The organism is Bacillus sp. H1a, assembly GCF_000633475.1.
Taxonomy (GTDB): domain Bacteria; phylum Bacillota; class Bacilli; order Bacillales; family Bacillaceae_G; genus Bacillus_A; species Bacillus_A paramycoides.
This window is the reverse complement of sequence record NZ_AYMH01000020.1, coordinates 49,118-66,311: the sequence shown is the minus strand read 5'-3', so window position 1 is coordinate 66,311 and position 17,194 is coordinate 49,118. Positions and strand designations below refer to the sequence as shown.

18 protein-coding genes are annotated in these 17,194 nt (G+C 38.1%); all 18 read right to left on the bottom strand.

Translation table 11 applies throughout. From position 1 onward, the window contains the following. Window positions 1-10 precede the first annotated feature (10 nt). On the bottom strand, window positions 11-901 hold the full coding sequence (gene ylqF / locus U860_RS0109530) for a ribosome biogenesis GTPase YlqF (protein WP_002173102.1): 891 nt from the start codon (window positions 899-901) through the stop codon (window positions 11-13). A gap of 20 nt (window positions 902-921) precedes the next feature. After that, window positions 922-1,473: a signal peptidase I gene (lepB, locus tag U860_RS0109525; protein WP_025148333.1), complete on the bottom strand. Its 552-nt coding sequence runs from the start codon at window positions 1,471-1,473 to the stop codon at window positions 922-924. A 101-nt stretch (window positions 1,474-1,574) separates the two neighbouring features. Further along, a complete protein-coding gene (rplS, locus tag U860_RS0109520; protein ID WP_001186516.1) occupies window positions 1,575-1,919 on the bottom strand; it encodes a 50S ribosomal protein L19 in 345 nt (114 codons plus the stop codon). Between the two features lie 146 nt (window positions 1,920-2,065). Then, a complete protein-coding gene (trmD, locus tag U860_RS0109515) occupies window positions 2,066-2,800 on the bottom strand; it encodes a tRNA (guanosine(37)-N1)-methyltransferase TrmD (RefSeq protein WP_025148332.1) in 735 nt (244 codons plus the stop codon). Further along, window positions 2,800-3,315 (bottom strand): ribosome maturation factor RimM, encoded by a 516-nt coding sequence (rimM, locus tag U860_RS0109510; protein ID WP_025148331.1) that lies wholly within the window; start codon window positions 3,313-3,315, stop codon window positions 2,800-2,802. The genes trmD and rimM overlap by 1 nt, the downstream gene beginning before the upstream one ends. Before the next feature lie 121 nt (window positions 3,316-3,436). Further along, window positions 3,437-3,664 carry a KH domain-containing protein gene (locus U860_RS0109505; RefSeq protein ID WP_000737397.1) on the bottom strand — a complete coding sequence of 76 codons (228 nt, stop codon included), beginning with the start codon at window positions 3,662-3,664 and terminating at the stop codon, window positions 3,437-3,439. Between the two features lie 14 nt (window positions 3,665-3,678). Then, window positions 3,679-3,951 carry a 30S ribosomal protein S16 gene (gene rpsP / locus U860_RS0109500; RefSeq protein ID WP_000268750.1) on the bottom strand — a complete coding sequence of 91 codons (273 nt, stop codon included), beginning with the start codon at window positions 3,949-3,951 and terminating at the stop codon, window positions 3,679-3,681. Between the two features lie 101 nt (window positions 3,952-4,052). Continuing rightward, window positions 4,053-5,402, bottom strand: a complete 1,350-nt coding sequence (gene ffh, locus U860_RS0109495) for a signal recognition particle protein (protein WP_025148330.1) — start codon at window positions 5,400-5,402, stop codon at window positions 4,053-4,055. A 12-nt stretch (window positions 5,403-5,414) separates the two neighbouring features. Then, window positions 5,415-5,747: a putative DNA-binding protein gene (locus U860_RS0109490; RefSeq protein ID WP_025148329.1), complete on the bottom strand. Its 333-nt coding sequence runs from the start codon at window positions 5,745-5,747 to the stop codon at window positions 5,415-5,417. A 133-nt stretch (window positions 5,748-5,880) separates the two neighbouring features. Then, the gene (gene ftsY / locus U860_RS0109485; protein ID WP_025148328.1) at window positions 5,881-6,870 is read right to left on the bottom strand and encodes a signal recognition particle-docking protein FtsY; all 990 of its coding nucleotides are present in this window, start codon (window positions 6,868-6,870) and stop codon (window positions 5,881-5,883) included. A gap of 14 nt (window positions 6,871-6,884) precedes the next feature. Further along, window positions 6,885-10,454, bottom strand: a complete 3,570-nt coding sequence (gene smc, locus U860_RS0109480) for a chromosome segregation protein SMC (RefSeq protein WP_025148327.1) — start codon at window positions 10,452-10,454, stop codon at window positions 6,885-6,887. A gap of 148 nt (window positions 10,455-10,602) precedes the next feature. Continuing rightward, window positions 10,603-11,340, bottom strand: coding sequence for a ribonuclease III (gene rncS, locus U860_RS0109475; RefSeq protein WP_025148326.1), 738 nt, complete (start codon window positions 11,338-11,340; stop codon window positions 10,603-10,605). Window positions 11,341-11,399: 59 nt separating this feature from the next. Next, entirely contained in the window at window positions 11,400-11,633 is a 234-nt protein-coding gene (gene acpP, locus U860_RS0109470) for an acyl carrier protein (protein ID WP_000786062.1), read from the bottom strand. A 69-nt stretch (window positions 11,634-11,702) separates the two neighbouring features. Further along, window positions 11,703-12,443, bottom strand: a complete 741-nt coding sequence (gene fabG / locus U860_RS0109465; protein WP_025148325.1) for a 3-oxoacyl-[acyl-carrier-protein] reductase — start codon at window positions 12,441-12,443, stop codon at window positions 11,703-11,705. After that, the gene (gene fabD, locus U860_RS0109460) at window positions 12,443-13,387 is read right to left on the bottom strand and encodes an ACP S-malonyltransferase (protein WP_025148324.1); all 945 of its coding nucleotides are present in this window, start codon (window positions 13,385-13,387) and stop codon (window positions 12,443-12,445) included. Before fabD ends, fabG begins: the two co-directional genes overlap by 1 nt. 14 nt (window positions 13,388-13,401) lie before the next feature. Continuing rightward, complete coding sequence (gene plsX / locus U860_RS0109455; RefSeq protein WP_025148323.1) at window positions 13,402-14,394, bottom strand: phosphate acyltransferase PlsX; 993 nt, start codon at window positions 14,392-14,394, stop codon at window positions 13,402-13,404. Continuing rightward, a complete protein-coding gene (fapR, locus tag U860_RS0109450; protein WP_000747352.1) occupies window positions 14,391-14,984 on the bottom strand; it encodes a transcription factor FapR in 594 nt (197 codons plus the stop codon). The genes plsX and fapR overlap by 4 nt, the downstream gene beginning before the upstream one ends. 88 nt (window positions 14,985-15,072) lie before the next feature. Further along, window positions 15,073-17,121, bottom strand: a complete 2,049-nt coding sequence (gene recG, locus U860_RS0109445; protein ID WP_025148322.1) for an ATP-dependent DNA helicase RecG — start codon at window positions 17,119-17,121, stop codon at window positions 15,073-15,075. Window positions 17,122-17,194: the final 73 nt, after the last annotated feature.

Below are 17,194 nucleotides of genomic sequence, written 5' to 3'. Positions count from 1 at the left end.
AACGCACGTCTTATACTTCTTCTACTTTTTCCACTTCTTCTACCTGCTCTGCAAATTCTTCTGGTGTCTCAAACGTCATTCTTCCAAGTTTACCACCACGAAGTTCACGAAGTATAAGCTCAGATGTTTTATCATAATCAATCATTCCGCCGCCCATTAAGCAACCTCTGTTTTTTCCGATTGCATCAAATAACTCCACGATATCTTCTGGAATCTCATTTAAATTATATCGCTCTTTCAAACGTTCTGGATAATGTTTCTCCATAAAACGTAATGCGTAAACAGCTACATCTTGTAAATTTAAAATTGAATCTTTAATTGCACCCGTTGTCGCTAAACGAAGACCCACTAATTGATCTTCAAATTTAGGCCATAAAATACCCGGTGTATCTAACAGTTCCATTTCTTTCCCAACTTTAATCCATTGTTGGGCTGTTGTCACACCTGGGCGATCTCCTGTTTTAGCAATATTTTTCTTCGCCAACTTATTAATTAACGTAGATTTACCAACATTCGGTATACCTACAATTAATGCACGAATTGCTCTCGGTCTAATACCTTTAGCAACCATTTTGTCAAATTTTTCTTTAACCAACACTTTACAAGCCGCTGTAATTTCCTTCATACCTTGTCCAGCTTGTGCGTTAATTGAAATTGCCATATGACCTTTTTCTTTAAAGTATGCAATCCACTGCTTCGTTAGACGGTCATCTGCCATATCCGCTTTATTTAAAACAACAAGTCTTGGTTTATGTGTAATAATTTCATCAATCATTGGGTTTCGAGATGATAAAGGTAATCGAGCATCTACAAGCTCAATTACAACATCAATTAACTTTAATTTTTCGGTTACTTGGCGTCTAGCCTTTGCCATATGTCCCGGGAACCATTGAATTACCATGTTGCCACCTTCTTTTTCTTTTATTTCACAATACGTGCATCTTTTAACGGCCAATATAACATATTTGCTTTACCAATCACTTGGTCCATTGAAATTGTACCAATTGAGCGGCTATCTTTACTAAAACGACGATTATCGCCTAAAACAAATAATTGACCCTCTGGAACAGTTTTCTTTCCTGTCATTTCTTCAAGAGTAAAATCATATGTAAGCGGTCCGTCAGCAAGTTGTTTTTTCTGCTTATCTAAATACGGCTCCTCATAAGGTTTCCCGTTAACATATAGTTTATCATTACGGTATTCGATTTCATCGCCTGGTAGGCCAATAATACGCTTAATATAATCTTTTTCTTCCGTCGCTCGGAATACAATAATATCAAAGCGCTTCGGATCACCTATGTGATAGCCAATTTTATTAACAATCATTCGATCACGGTCATGTAAAGTCGGCGACATCGATACACCATCTACGAGAATTGGGGCAAAGAAAAACTGTCTAATTACGCCCGCTAATACAATGGCAATCAAAATTGCTTTAATCCATTCCCAAAGTGAACTCTTCTCTTTCTTCATGCTTTTCCCCTCCACAGTTATGTAAGCTGTTCGTATTATATCAAAATTTCATATAGATTGGAAAAAGGGAGCTTGCGTATTTACAAGCTCCCATACATGTCTTATCGAATTTCTTTAATACGTGCTTTTTTACCGCGAAGGTTACGTAAGTAGTATAACTTAGCACGACGTACTTTACCACGGCGAAGTACTTCGATTTTCGCGATTCTTGGCGTGTGAACTGGGAATGTACGCTCAACACCTACGCCGTAAGAAATCTTACGAACTGTGAATGTTTCACTGATTCCGCCACCACGACGTTTGATTACAACACCTTCGAAAAGCTGAATTCTTTCACGAGTTCCCTCAACTACTTTTACGTGTACACGTAAAGTGTCTCCAGGACGGAATGAAGGAAGGTCAGTTTTTAATTGGCCTTTTGTAATTTCTGCGATTAATTGTTGCATATTAAATTCTCTCCTTTAAACAGATGCTCTTATAAAGTCTTATTAAATTACAGCGGAACATCGTTAATACGGCTACTGATTTCAGTAGCACAAATGTTATAATAGCATATTGTTAGGACTGTTGCAACAGAAAATATATTAAGCCCTTATTGGTCTTCTTTAATCTGTTCCAGCCATTTCTCTTCTTGCTTAGATAATTCTCGTTCTTCCAATAAATCCGGTCTACGTGTATACGTACGACGTAGCGATTCTTTCTGGCGCCATTCATCAATGTTTTTATGATTTCCTGACATTAGTACATCCGGTACCTTCATACCACGAAAATCAGCAGGACGTGTATAATGTGGGTGTTCTAACAAACCTGTGCTAAAAGAGTCTTCCACTTGTGACGTTTGATTCCCAAGTACTCCTGGTAAAAGACGTACAACACTATCAGTAACTACCATAGAGGCTAATTCTCCACCCGTTAATACATAATCACCAATAGAAATCTCATCTGTTACAAGATGTTCACGAATTCTTTCATCGTATCCTTCATAATGGCCACATACAAAAATAACATGCTCTTCTTCAGCAAGCTCTTCTGCCTTCTTCTGCGTGAAACGCTCTCCTTGTGGACACATTAAGACGATTCTCGGTTTACGGTCTGTTTCCTTCGTTAGCTCTTCCACCGCATCAAAGATAGGTTGTGGGGTTAATACCATTCCAGCGCCCCCACCATACGGATAATCATCTACACTATTATGCTTACTAGTTGTATAATCACGGAAATTGACAACACGAAGCTCTACCGCTTCTTTTTCTTGAGCCTTCTTTAAAATTGAAGATCCAAACACACCTGTAAACATATCTGGAAACAATGTTAAAATGTCAATTTTCATTATAGCAATCCTTCCATTACATGAATGGTTACTAGTTTATTTTCAATATTAACTTGAAGCACAACGTCATCAATGTAAGGAATTAAAAGATCTTGGCCCTTTGGACGTTTAATCACCCAAACATCATTTGCACCAGGGGATAGAATCTCTTTGATTGTCCCTAACGCTTCTCCTTCTTCCGTTACAACGTTGCAACCAATAATTTCATGATAGTAGTATTCACCTTCAGCTAGTTCGCCTAACTGCTCTTCTGGTACTTTTATTAAAGAACCTTTAAACTTCTCTACTTCATCTACATTGTTGTATCCTTCAAATGTTAATAAATCAAATGTCTTATGTTGACGATGAGAAGTTACCTTCACTGGAAGGTAGTCTGCACCTTTCTCATTCGATATGTATAACGTGTTTCCTACCTTATATCGCTCTTCCGGAAAATCAGTACGAGAAATAACACGAATTTCTCCTCTTACGCCATGAGTATTTACAATTTTCCCTACGTTAAACCATTTTGTCATAAATAGTATGTCACCCCTGGTTTCTATATAAATTAAGCATCTCCATTTCATATACGGAACATGCAGTTTCTCTTTAAATGTTAAAAAAGGGAGAGGAAATAACTCCTCGCCCTTTTTACGTTTATTGAATTTCCAGTGTTACTTTTTCATCATTATGATGTCCCACTGAATACAAGAGCATTCGAATTGCTTTCGCAACTTTCCCTTGCTTTCCAATGACTTTTCCAACATCCTCAGGATGTACAGTTAATCGATACTTTATCTCTCCGTTGTAAAGTTCCTGTGTAACTTTTACATCTTCAGGATGATCGACAAGAGGCTTGACAATCGTCTCGACTAACTTCTTCATAGTCATTGCCTCAATTACTTACCTTGTTTAGATAAGTGGAATTTCTCCATGATACCTTGGTTAGAGAATAGGTTACGAACTGTATCAGATGGTTTAGCACCGTTTCCTAACCATTTTAATGCTGCTTCTTCGTTGATCTTAACTTCAGCTGGTTGAGCAACCGGATTGTAAGTACCGATTTCCTCAATGAAACGTCCGTCACGAGGAGAACGAGAATCTGCAACAACTACACGATAGAAAGGAGTTTTTTTAGCTCCCATACGTTTTAAACGAATTTTAACTGCCATTTATAAAGCACCTCCGAATTTATTTCACACAGATAATTATATTAGCAAAAAGACTATTGCTTTGTAAAGTATTTTTTCTTAACAGAGCCATCTTTTTTTCCTTACATGAATGGAAACTTCAATCCACCTAGTCCTTTTTTCTTACCTTTTTGCATTCCAGTCATCGTCTTCATCATTTTTTTCATATCATCAAACTGCTTGATTAGACGATTGATTTCTTGTACTGTTGTACCGCTACCTTTGGCAATGCGCTTTTTACGACTAGCATTGATTATTTCCGGCTGTTCTCGTTCTAATTTAGTCATAGAACGAATAATTGCCTCAATATGCCCAATTTGTTTTTCATCAACTTGCGCATTTTTCAGCCCTTTAATTTTATTTGCACCAGGAAGCATTCCTAACAATTCATCAAGTGGTCCAAGTTGACGCACTTGTCCAAGCTGTTCTAGGAAATCGTCAAGCGTAAACGAAAGCGTACGCATTTTTTGCTCAAGTTCTTTTGCTTTCTCTTCATCAACTGTAGCTTGCGCTTTTTCAATTAATGTTAAGACGTCGCCCATCCCTAAAATACGGGATGCCATACGTTCTGGATGGAACGCTTCAAGTGCATCTAGTTTTTCACCCATACCAGCAAATTTAATTGGTGTGTTTGTTACAGCCTTAATAGATAATGCCGCACCACCGCGCGTATCACCATCTAATTTCGTTAATACAACACCTGTTAAACCTAACTGGTCATGGAAACTTTGCGCAACATTTACAGCGTCTTGTCCTGTCATCGCATCGACAACAAGGAAAATTTCATCCGGTTTCGCAACTTCTTTAACTTTCGCTAATTCATCCATTAGTTCTTCATCTATATGCAGGCGACCCGCTGTATCGATTAAAACATAATCGTGATGATCTTCTTTTGCTTTTGCAATCGCTTGTTTCGCAATTTCAACAGGACTTACTTGATCTCCTAAAGAGAAAACAGGCATGTCCAATTGCTTCCCTAATGTTTCAAGCTGTTTAATAGCTGCTGGACGATAAATATCCGCTGCAACAAGCATCGGTTTACGATTATGCTTTTTACGAAGCAAATTCGCAAGCTTACCTGTTGTCGTCGTTTTACCCGCACCTTGCAGACCAACCATCATAATAACAGTCGGTGGCTTATTAGCAACAGCAATTTTGCTTTGCTCTCCACCCATAAGTTCTGTAAGTTCTTCCTGTACGACTTTAATTACTTGTTGTCCAGGTGTCAAACTTTTCATTACATCTTGTCCGACAGCACGCTCAGACACACGCTTTACAAAATCTTTTACTACTTTAAAGTTAACATCTGCTTCTAAAAGAGCTAGACGAACTTCTCTCATCATTTCTTTCACATCGGCTTCAGAAACTTTTCCTTTGCCGCGGATTTTTTGCATTGTCTGTTGAAGTCGGTCGGCTAATCCTTCAAATGCCATATTGCCGCCCTCCTAATCTAATTTTTCGATAGCTTCAACAACTTGTTTCATTTCTTCATTCACATGCTCTTCTTCGCTGATTAGCTGTTTTAGCCTTGCAACAAGTCGCTGTCGCTCTTGAAACTTTTGAAGTAATACTAATTTAACTTCATATTCTTCAAGCATCGCTTCAGTCCGTTTAATGTTATCATACACGGCTTGGCGACTTACATCAAATTCTTCCGCAATTTCACCAAGAGATAAATCATCTAGATAATAAAGCGACATATAACTTCTTTGTTTTTGCGTTAACAACGATTGATAAAAATCAAATAAATAGTTCATTCTCGTTGTTTTTTCGAGCATGTTGGATCATCCTTTGTTAAGTGATTTCCCTTTACATGAATTAGTTTACATGGAGTATAAAAGAGTGTCAAGTTTTTTTCTTAACATCACATATTTTTTATACAAAAAGAAGCGGGAATACCGCTTCTTTCACTTACACTTCTTCTGTTTCTACTAAGTTCGCAAATAAACCATAAACATATTGTTCTGGATAAAACTGCTGCAGATCATCCATTTGCTCTCCTAATCCAACAAATTTCACCGGTACATCCATTTCGTTACGAATTGCTAATACGATACCACCTTTAGCAGTTCCATCTAACTTCGTTAAAACAATACCAGTAACATTCGTTGCTTCACGGAATGTTTTCGCTTGGCTTAAACCATTTTGCCCTGTTGTTGCATCAATAACAAGTAATACTTCATGAGGAGCTCCTGGTACTTCACGCTCAATTACACGCTTCACTTTCTCTAACTCTTTCATTAAGTTTACTTTGTTTTGTAAGCGTCCTGCTGTATCACATAGCAATACATCCACTTTACGAGCCTTTGCCGCTTGTACAGCATCGTACATTACCGCCGCTGGGTCAGATCCTGATCCTTGTTTAATTACTTCTACACCAACGCGATCGCCCCATACTTCTAATTGTTCAATCGCCCCAGCACGGAATGTATCTCCTGCCGCTAATAGGACAGACTTACCTTCCGATTTAAATTTATGTGCAAGCTTACCAATTGTCGTCGTTTTCCCAACACCATTAACACCAACAAATAAAACAACTGTTAATTGATTCTCTTGTATATTAACTTCATTACTAAAATCGCTGTCACCTTTGTAAATTCCCACTAACTTCTCAGAAATAACAGCCTGTACTTCTTTCGGATCTTGAATGTTACGACGTTGCACTTCTTCTTTCAGCTGATCAATTAATTCCATCACCGTCGAAACTCCGACATCTGCACTAATTAAAATTTCTTCTAATTCCTCAAAGAAATCTTCGTCTATTTTACGGTAACGATACACTAAGTCATTTACTTTATCAGCAAATGAATTTCTCGTTTTTTCTAATCCTTGTTTAAACTTCTCTGTTACCGTATCTGTTTGTTTTGAGATTTTTTCTTTTAATTTTTTAAAAAAGCTCATACTTCCCATCCTTCCTATTTACTTGCCACAAGTTCTTCGCCATCGTCTAAACGAACAGAAACAAGCTTAGACACCCCTGATTCTTGCATTGTTACACCGTACAATACATCAGACTCTTCCATTGTACCTTTCCGGTGTGTAATTACAATAAACTGCGTTTCATCACTAAATTTCTTTAAATACTGTGCAAAACGAGAAACGTTTGCCTCATCAAGAGCTGCTTCTACCTCATCTAGCACACAGAATGGAACTGGGCGTACTTTTAAAATACCAAATAAGAGCGCAATTGCCGTTAAAGCACGCTCTCCACCTGAAAGTAAACCTAAGTTTTGTAGTTTCTTCCCTGGCGGTTGCGCTACAATATCAATACCAGTATTTAATAAATCTTCCGGATTTGTCATTACTAAATCCGCTCTTCCGCCTCCGAATAATTCAGAGAATACAGATTGAAACTCCGTTCGAATGCCTTCAAACGTAGTAGAAAATCGTTTTTTCATCTCTTCATCCATTTCCGTAATAAGTTGATGCAATGTCGACTTCGCTTCTTCTAGGTCATCTCTTTGCTCTAGCAAGAATGTGTGACGCTCTGCTACACGCTCATATTCATCAATTGCCCCTAAGTTTACTGTGCCTAACTCTTCAATGGATAGTTTAATTAGTTTCACCTTTTTACGTGCATCTTCTGCAGGCATCGTCATTGTATACTTCAGTTTTGCTGCTTCAAATGAAATAGTATATGTTTCACGCAAATGTTGCAATCTATTTTCCAACTCTACATCAAGTCGGTTAATCTTCACTTCTTGATCTTTCAACATCTCAAGAATATATTTATGTTTACCTATTGTTTCTTTCACATTGCGTTCTAAATGCTCTACTCTCTCTTGTAATGTTACGCGTTGTTCACGGCGAGAACGAATTAACTCCGAAGTTTGATTACGATCATACGCTTTCTTCTCAATCATATTCGTAATTTGTTCTTCACCACTTGAATTAGATGTCATCTCTTGTTTTAAGAATGCTAAATCTTCTTTCGTTTTTACAAGCGTCGCATCTGTCTCTTCTTTTTCCTTCGTCAATCGTTCAACTTTTTCTTTTTGATTAGACAAACGCTGTTGTTGTTCAGCCGCTTGTACTTTTAGCTCAGTCATTTCCTTCTGAACTTTTTCTTTCGAAGAATGTTGCTCACTCTTTTGTTTCGTTAAAGCGACGATTTTGCTATCTAATTCCGTAATCTCTGCTTGAAGAGTCGCTAAAATCTTTTCTAACTCTTCTTTACGCCCTTGCATTTTTACTTGATCTTGTAAAAATCCTTCAATCTCTAAATCGTAAATAGATAAACGATCATTAATACGATGTTCTTCTAATTCTAAACGACTAATTTCTTCTCTTAATTTCTGTTCATCTACACGCTCTGTTTCTACACCTTGTCGTAGTTCGCGTATTTGTACTTCTTTTTCTTGAATCTCTTGCTTTACTGCTTTAACAAAGTTTTCTAGCTTCGTTGTTTTTTCTTCCATATCAGCTAGCTTATTAGTCCACTCTTCCAGTTCACGTTGACGTCCCAATATAGAGGATTTCGCTTGTTTTACAGCTCCACCAGTCATAGAACCGCCTGGATTCACTACGTCACCTTCGAGCGTTACAATACGATAGCGGTATTGCAGTTGTTTCGCTAATTCATTTGCTCCGCGTAAATCTTTCGCAACAACAACAGTACCTAATAAATTTGAAACTACATTCTCATATTTATTATTGTACTGCACAAGTTCTGCCGCCACACCAACAAACGATGGGTGCTGATTCACAATGCGTAATTGATCAAATGATAACGATCTACTTTTAATAACAGCTTGAGGTAAAAACGTTGCACGGCCATGTTTATTTTGCTTTAAAAATGCAATTGCATTACGAGCATGTTCTTCTGTTTGTACTACGATATGTTGCATCGCTGCCCCAAGGGCGATTTCCATTGCGATTTCATATTCTTTCGGCACAGTCAGAAGTTCTGCAACCGCTCCTTCAATGCCTTGTAACCTATTTTCTCTAGCCTTTAATACTTCACGTACTCCTTGATAGAAACCAGAATAGTCCTCTTGCATCTCTTCTAGCATTTCTTTTCGTGAGCGCGCCTGTTGCACAAATTGATACGCTTGATACAGTTTCGTTTCATTTTCACTATACTGCGACTTACATTTCCCAAGCGCAGCTTCTGTCTTCTGTATGCCGGAAATAATGCCAGCTACTTTCTCTTTCACTTGCTCATAACTTTCTACAAGTTTTGCCTTTTTCGCTGTAATTTCCATACGCATCTGTACATATTTTTCATTTTCTTCATCAAGTCGTTCATTTTTAGAGTTTTGCTGTTTAGATTGTTCTTCAATCATAGATAATTCATTCCGATGACTTGCTTGTTGATTTAAAAGTTCAATATAATCACCTTTTAAATTCTCAATCTGTTCCTCTAAATTCTCGGCAAAAGTTGCAAGTAGTTGCTCGTTATCATGCAATTTTGTCTCCAACTCTTTTACTTGATTCACAAATTGCATTAACGCTTCTGTACTTGTTTCAATTTCACCATCATAACTTTTAGCTTTCTCTGCCAACTCAACAATTAGTTGTTCAAGTTGCTCACAATGCGTCGTTGCATTTTGCTTTCTTTCCTTTAACAACTCACGCTGTCCTTCTAACTTTTCTAGCTCTTTACTAGAAAGAAGGAGAACTTCTTGTAAGGAGTCTACAGATTCATCAACCGCTTGTAATTGCCCACGTAATTCCTCAAGTTCTTCTTCACTTTTTTGTAAGTTCGTCGACATTTTGGCTTCTTCATCTTTATTATGCCCAAATTGATTTCGAAGCGCTTCCCACTTCTCATGTAATTCTTCAATTTCATGCACAATAAGCGCAGCTTCTACTTTCTCTAATTCTTCTTTTTTCTCAAGATAATCTTTCGCAATAGAAGCTTGTCTTTCTAACGGTTCTACTTGACTACTTAATTCGTGAATAATATCTTGTACACGATTTAAGTTTTCTTGTGTTTCCGCCAATTTCCCTTCAGCTTTCTTTTTACGAAGTTTGTATTTCAGCACACCCGCAGCTTCTTCAAATACACCACGACGTTCTTCTGATTTACTACTTAAAATCTCTTCGACTTTCCCCTGGCTAATAATTGAAAAAGCTTCCCTTCCCATACCAGAGTCCATAAATAAATCAATAATATCTTTCAATCTACAAGATTGTTTATTAATATAAAAATCACTATCACCTGAACGAGATACACGACGCGTTACACACACCTCGTTATACTCAATCGGTAATCGTTGGTCTTCATTATTTAAAGTTAATGTTACTTCAGCAACATTAACCGCTCTTCTCGTATCACTGCCGGCAAAAATAATATCCTCCATCTTTGCACCACGTAATGACTTTGCAGATTGTTCACCCAGTACCCAGCGAATTGCATCAGTAATATTACTTTTCCCGCTCCCATTAGGTCCTACTACGGACGTTACACCTGGAACAAAATCGACAGATACACGCTCAGCAAAAGATTTAAATCCTGCTATTTCTAATCTTTTTAAAAACACGAAAGGCCTTCCTCCTATTCTCCGTTGTTATAAATGTTGTCTGTACGAATACAAGCTACTATACGGATTTCCCTCTCCTTTTACTTACAAATAAAAGGAAAGTTTCATTCTATGCATAAGGAATCCCCCTCATTCAAAGGGGGATTCCTTATGATTGTTCTTTTAACTTTTTCAATGCTTCTGCAGCAGCTTGTTGCTCTGCTTCTTTTTTTGACTTACCACTACCAAGACCTAACGCCACGTTATTTAACGTAACACGTGACACAAATTCTCGGTTATGGGCCGGTCCTTTTTCTTGCAAAATTTGATACTCAATATTGCCACTGCCATCACGCTGAATCAATTCTTGCAATTGACTCTTATAATCCATCACATGAGAAAAAGCACCTTCATTAATTTTTGGATATACAACTTCTTTTAAGAATCCCCAAACTATTTCTAGCCCCTGATCAAGATAAAGGGCACCAATAAACGCTTCAAAGACATCCGCTAATAAAGCTGGTCGTTCACGTCCACCCGTCATTTCCTCACCTTTTCCTAATAACACCAGGCTACCAAATGACAATTCGTTTGCAAAACGAACAAGAGATGGCTCACATACAATAGCTGCACGTAGTTTTGTTAACTCGCCTTCGCTCATTGTCGGATATTTTTGAAACAGATACTGTGATACAGTGAGTTCCAATACAGCATCTCCAAGAAATTCAAGACGCTCATTGTCCTCATGCGGTTTTTTTCGATGCTCATTCACATAGGATGAATGCGTAAATGCTTGAATCAATAATTTTTCATCTGTAAACGTAATACCTATCTTTTCTTGAAACACTTTAAAAGCTTCGCGATATTTTGTTTCGTATTTTTTTTCTCTATATTTTCGGTACGGCATAGGTCCCTCCAGATATAAGCCGAGAAAGCCCCGCTAAAAAACGGGACTTCACTCAAACATTATAGATGACTCTCTATGTAAGTCACAGCATCGCCAACAGTAGCAATCTTTTCAGCATCTTCATCAGAAATTTCCATTTCGAATTCATCTTCTAATTGCATTACAAGTTCTACTACATCTAGGGAGTCTGCGCCTAAATCTTCTTTGAAGCTTGCAGCTGGTACTACTTCAGTCTCTTCTACACCTAAACGATCAACGATGATTTTTGTTACACGCTCTAATACATCTGCCATTCCATTCACCTCCCCTCAAATATTATATTAAATATTGTCCAAAAAAACTAGGTGAAATCCATTCTTTTATTACATTACCATACCGCCATCAACATTTAACGTTTGGCCTGTAACATATTTGCTTTGATCAGAAGCAAAAAACGTTACAGCATTTGCGATATCTTGCGCTTCACCAAACTGAGCAGCAGGAATTACTTTTAACATTTCTTCTTTTATTTTTTCATCCAAAACATCCGTCATATCAGTCGCAATAAACCCTGGAGCAATTGCATTTACAGTAATACTTCGGCTCGCTAACTCTTTTGCCGATGTTTTTGTTAATCCAATCACACCAGCTTTAGCAGCAACATAGTTTGCTTGCCCTGGGTTTCCGATAACCCCAACAACCGAAGCAATATTTATAATTCGACCGTGACGTTGACGCATCATATAACGAGATACTGCTTTCGTACATAAGAAAACACCTTTTAAGTTTGTATTAATAACTGTATCCCATTCCTCTTCTTTCATACGCATTAATAAATTATCTTTCGTTACACCTGCGTTATTTACAAGAATATCGACTTGGCCAAACGTATCTACAGTTTGTTTTACCATATTTGTAACATCATCAGCAATTGCAACATCTGCTCTTACTGCAATTGCATCCGAACCTAATTTCTTTATTTCATCAACGACTTCATTCGCCTTTTGCTCATTACCAGCATAATTTACTACAACATTTGCCCCTTGTTTCGCCAAATCAATCGCAATTGCACGACCAATTCCACGTGATGCACCAGTTACTAATGCTACTTTCCCTTTTAACATCAGCTTTCTCCTCTCAAATTTGAAATGGTATCTTTTAATGTCTCTTCATCATATATCGCATATGCTTTCACTGAAGAATCAATCGACTTCATAAGACCAGCAAGTACTTTTCCAGGTCCGATTTCAATAAATGTATCTACCCCTTGATTCACCATGTTCTCAATAGATGGGTACCATAATACAGGCGAATAGAGCTGTTCAATTAGCTTTTCTTGAATATCTGTACCACGTGTAATAACGTCTGCCGTAACATTTGCAATAACAGGAATATCCGTGTCTTGAATTGTAATTTCATTTAAAACACTTTGGAACCTATCAGCAGCTGGCTTCATAAGCGAGGAATGAAACGGTCCACTTACTTTTAGCGGAATTGCTCTTTTAGCACCATTTTCTTTCGCTCTCTGAGAAGCAAGTTCTACTCCTTGCTTTGTTCCAGAAATAACAATTTGCTTCGTGCTATTCATATTAGCAATTTGTACTGCATATCCTTCACTTGTTACTTCTTCTGTAACTCGTTTCAGCATATCCGGATCTGCACCTAAAATAGCTGCCATTGCACCTTCCCCACCTGGAACTGCTTCTTCCATATATTCGCCACGTTTCCTTACAGCATATACAGCGTCTTCGAAAGTTAATGCACCCGCCGCTACAAGAGCGCTATATTCACCTAAACTATGTCCTGCGACAAAGTCAGGTATAATATCATACTCCTTCAAAGCTGTTAAAATTGCAAAACTCGTTGTTAATAATGCAGGTTGCGCATTTGTCGTTAATGTTAACTTTTCTTGCGGTCCTTCAAAAATCACTTCTGAAAGAGAATCATGCAAAACTTCATCCGCTTTTGCAAATACTTTTGCAACCTCTTTATTATTCTCCGCTAACTGTCTACCCATTCCAACTGCCTGTGAACCTTGGCCCGGAAAAAGAAATGCTATTTTTCCCATTTCAAATCCTCCTCTTATTGAAGCGGCTCCTTCTCCATTACACTTGAAATTGTAGGAATTACTTCTTTCGCTACCATTTCTCTCGTTTGACGAATCGCACTAAATATCGATTGGTCATTAGAAGAACCGTGAGCCTTAATGACAGGAGCTTTCAATCCAAATAACGCCGCTCCTCCATACTCCGAATAATCCATTTTATCTTTTAATACCATAAGTTTTGGTTTTAATACTGCTGCTGCTAATTTGCTCGTAAATGAACTCATTAGTTGCTCTTTTAACATAGAGAATAACGCAAGTGCTGTTCCTTCTAATGATTTCAACGCTACATTACCCGTAAAACCATCACATACAACAACGTCTGCTACACCTTGCAATAAGTCTCTTGATTCAACGTTTCCAACGAAATTAATTGGCGCATCCTTGAGCATAGCAAATACTTGTTTTGAAAGCTCGTTACCTTTACCATCCTCTGTTCCAACGTTCAAAAGTCCAACGCGAGGGTTTTTAATCCCTCTTACCTTCTCTGCGTAAACAGATCCCATTACTGCATATTGATATAAATGAATTGGTTTTGCATCAACGTTCGCTCCAACATCTAACATAACAAAACCTTCTCCATCAACAGTTGGCATTGTAGGTGATAAAGCTGGCCTTTCAATCCCTTCCATACGACCGATAACAAACAATCCAGCCGCCATTAAAGCTCCTGTACTCCCTGCTGATATACAAGCATCCGCAACACCATCTTTTACTTGCTGCGCTGCAAGTACCATTGAAGCTTGTTTCTTTCGACGAACCGCTCTTACTGGTTCATCTGTCGCTTCGATTTTTTCATCTGTATGAAGTATAGTAATTCGCTCTTCACTCGTTAAGTATTGACGAATTTCCTCTTCTTTCCCTACTAACGTAATATGTATATCTGAATATTCCTTAATAGCTTTCATTGCTCCTAATACTACAGCCTTTGGAGCATGATCGCCTCCCATTGCATCTATTGCGATTTTCATAAGTTGTTACCTTCCTCACTATAATTACTAGATCGATACATTTCAAAAGTGCCTGTAAAAACAAGTTCTTCTCCAACAAAGCTTCGCACTTTGACAACCGTCCGTCCTTTATCATTCTCTACATCCTCAACACGCGCTTTTGCAACAACACGCTCTCCTAATTTTACAGGACGAATGTATCGAATGGTAGACTTTGCAGTTAAAGCTAATTCTTCATCAATAACCGCAACAGCTAGTGAGTTTGCTTGTGCAAACAAATGATGCCCACGAGCAATTTGATTTCTTTTAAATACATGTTCTACCTTTACTTCAAAGATAGAAATAGCATGTCTATCTAATTCTATATCGATAATTTCTCCGACAACCTCTTCTAACGGTAAAGATTTCACATCTTCTTCATGTTGCTTTGTAGCTACATGCTTAATTCGCTCTCTTAATTCAGGAATAGATAATTCCATACGATCAAGACGAACAGTTTGTATGCTCACCTGAAATTTTTCAGCTAAATCTTCATCCGTAATAAAAGGATTCGTTTCTATTGTTTGTTGTAATAATTCTTGTCTTTCTTTTTTACTTCTTCTTTTTTTCATACCGCACCATCCATTTTTATGACTAGGTACTAACAGTAGTATATAATCATTAAAAGTAGAATGCAACAAAAACTTTTGTTGACTCCCTTTAATCGAGCTTCTCCCCTTGGAACACACCTGTTCCATCAAGATAAGTACGCAGCGAAGCATACTGATCATTGTGCCAAAATGCTTCTGATTCTACCAATATTGCCGCATCTTGTCTAGCAGTTTCTAACGCCCGATAATCATGTACCATATCAGCAACCTTAAATTCTGGCAGACCACTTTGCTTACTTCCAAAGAAATCCCCAGGACCTCGTAACTCTAAATCTTTTTCTGACAATACAAATCCATCATTCGTTTCAGTCATAATACGCATTCGCTCTTTTCCCGTTTCCGATTTCGGATCCGCGATTAATAAACAATATGATTGTTCACTACCACGTCCAACACGCCCCCTCAGCTGATGGAGCTGTGATAAACCGAAACGCTCTGCGTCATAAATAACCATAACAGTCGCATTTGGTACGTTCACACCTACTTCAACAACTGTTGTCGATACAAGAATTTGCACTTTATTTTCACTAAACTGCCCCATTATCTCTTCTTTTTCCTGAGATGATAGCCTTCCATGCATTAATCCAACTTGGCATTTCCCTTCGTAATGATGAGTCAGCATACTATGTAAATCGATAGCATTTTGCACATCAAGCTTCTCAGACTCTTCAATAAGAGGACAAATAACATATGCTTGTCTTCCTTTTTTTATCTCTTTCTCCACAAAACCGAGAACACGATCTAACATATCATGTTTTGCCCAATACGTTTCAATTACCTTTCTACCAGCTGGCATTTCGTCGATAATAGAAACGTCCATCTCTCCAAATGCAGTGATTGCTAACGTACGCGGAATTGGGGTCGCCGTCATAAATAACACATCTGGACTTTCACCTTTCTCCCGTAAAACCCGGCGCTGCGCTACACCAAATCGATGTTGTTCATCGGTAATAACGAGACCTAACCTATGAAATATAACTTCATCCTGAATTAAAGCATGCGTCCCAACGAGGATATCTATTTCTCCTTGTTCTAATTTCGCCAAAATTTCTCGACGTCTCGCACCCTTAACAGAACTTGTTAGTAATTCAACCTTCATACCGAAATGCGAAAATGTCTCAGCAAGCGACTGATAATGTTGTTCAGCTAAAATTTCTGTAGGAACCATCAAAGCGCCTTGGTAATGAGCCAATTTCGCCGCATAAAGAGCAATCGCAGCGACAACTGTTTTCCCAGACCCTACATCACCTTGTAATAATCGATTCATTCGATAAGGAGATGTCATATCTTTCATAATTTCATCTACAACTCGGCGTTGTGCGCCAGTTAACGGAAATGGAAGCGCATCGGTAAACTCTTGTAACTCTACTGACAAAATTTCTTTCTTCGTCCCTTTCGAATTTTCCCTTTCCATCTTCCGAAGTGTTTGCATTTTCAACTGAAACAAGAAAAACTCCTCATATACAAAACGGCGACGCGCTTGCTTTAAGTCTTCCTGTCCCACTGGAAAATGTAACGCTCGAAGCGCTTCATAGCGTGGTAATAATTTATACCGACTTAACAAACCGTCTGGTAATACTTCGACTATGGAATCTCCATACTCCTTAAATGCTTGCGCAACAAAACGGCGCATCTGTTTTACTGTCAGTTTTCCTTTCACTGAATATACAGGCTCTACTTCTTGTTGACGTAAAACTGGTCCAAAATGAAGTTCTGATACAGCAATTGTTTGGCGATGCTGATCCCATTTACCAGTAATCGTTACCGTTTCATCTAACTTTAACTTCTGTTTATAGTATGGTCTATTAAAACATACAGCTGTAATTAAATAACGACCGACGAGGACACGAACTGTTAGACGCGACTTCTTCTTCCCATAATACTGCAGTAAAGGGGCACTATGAACTTTCCCCTCAACCGTCACACGCTCATCATGCTTTACTTCAGCAAGATCTTTCATCGCATAATCTTCATAACGGTACGGAAAATGTTCTAATAGATGAGAAACTGTATAAATTCCCATCTCGTGTAATAACTCAGATGTTTCTCCTCCGATTCCCTTTACATCCGTAACAGGAACTTGTACAACTTCATTCAAGATTCTCACGCTCCGTCACATTATTTTCTTTGTTTCACTCTATTGATTATCCATTAATATCATTGACATCTGT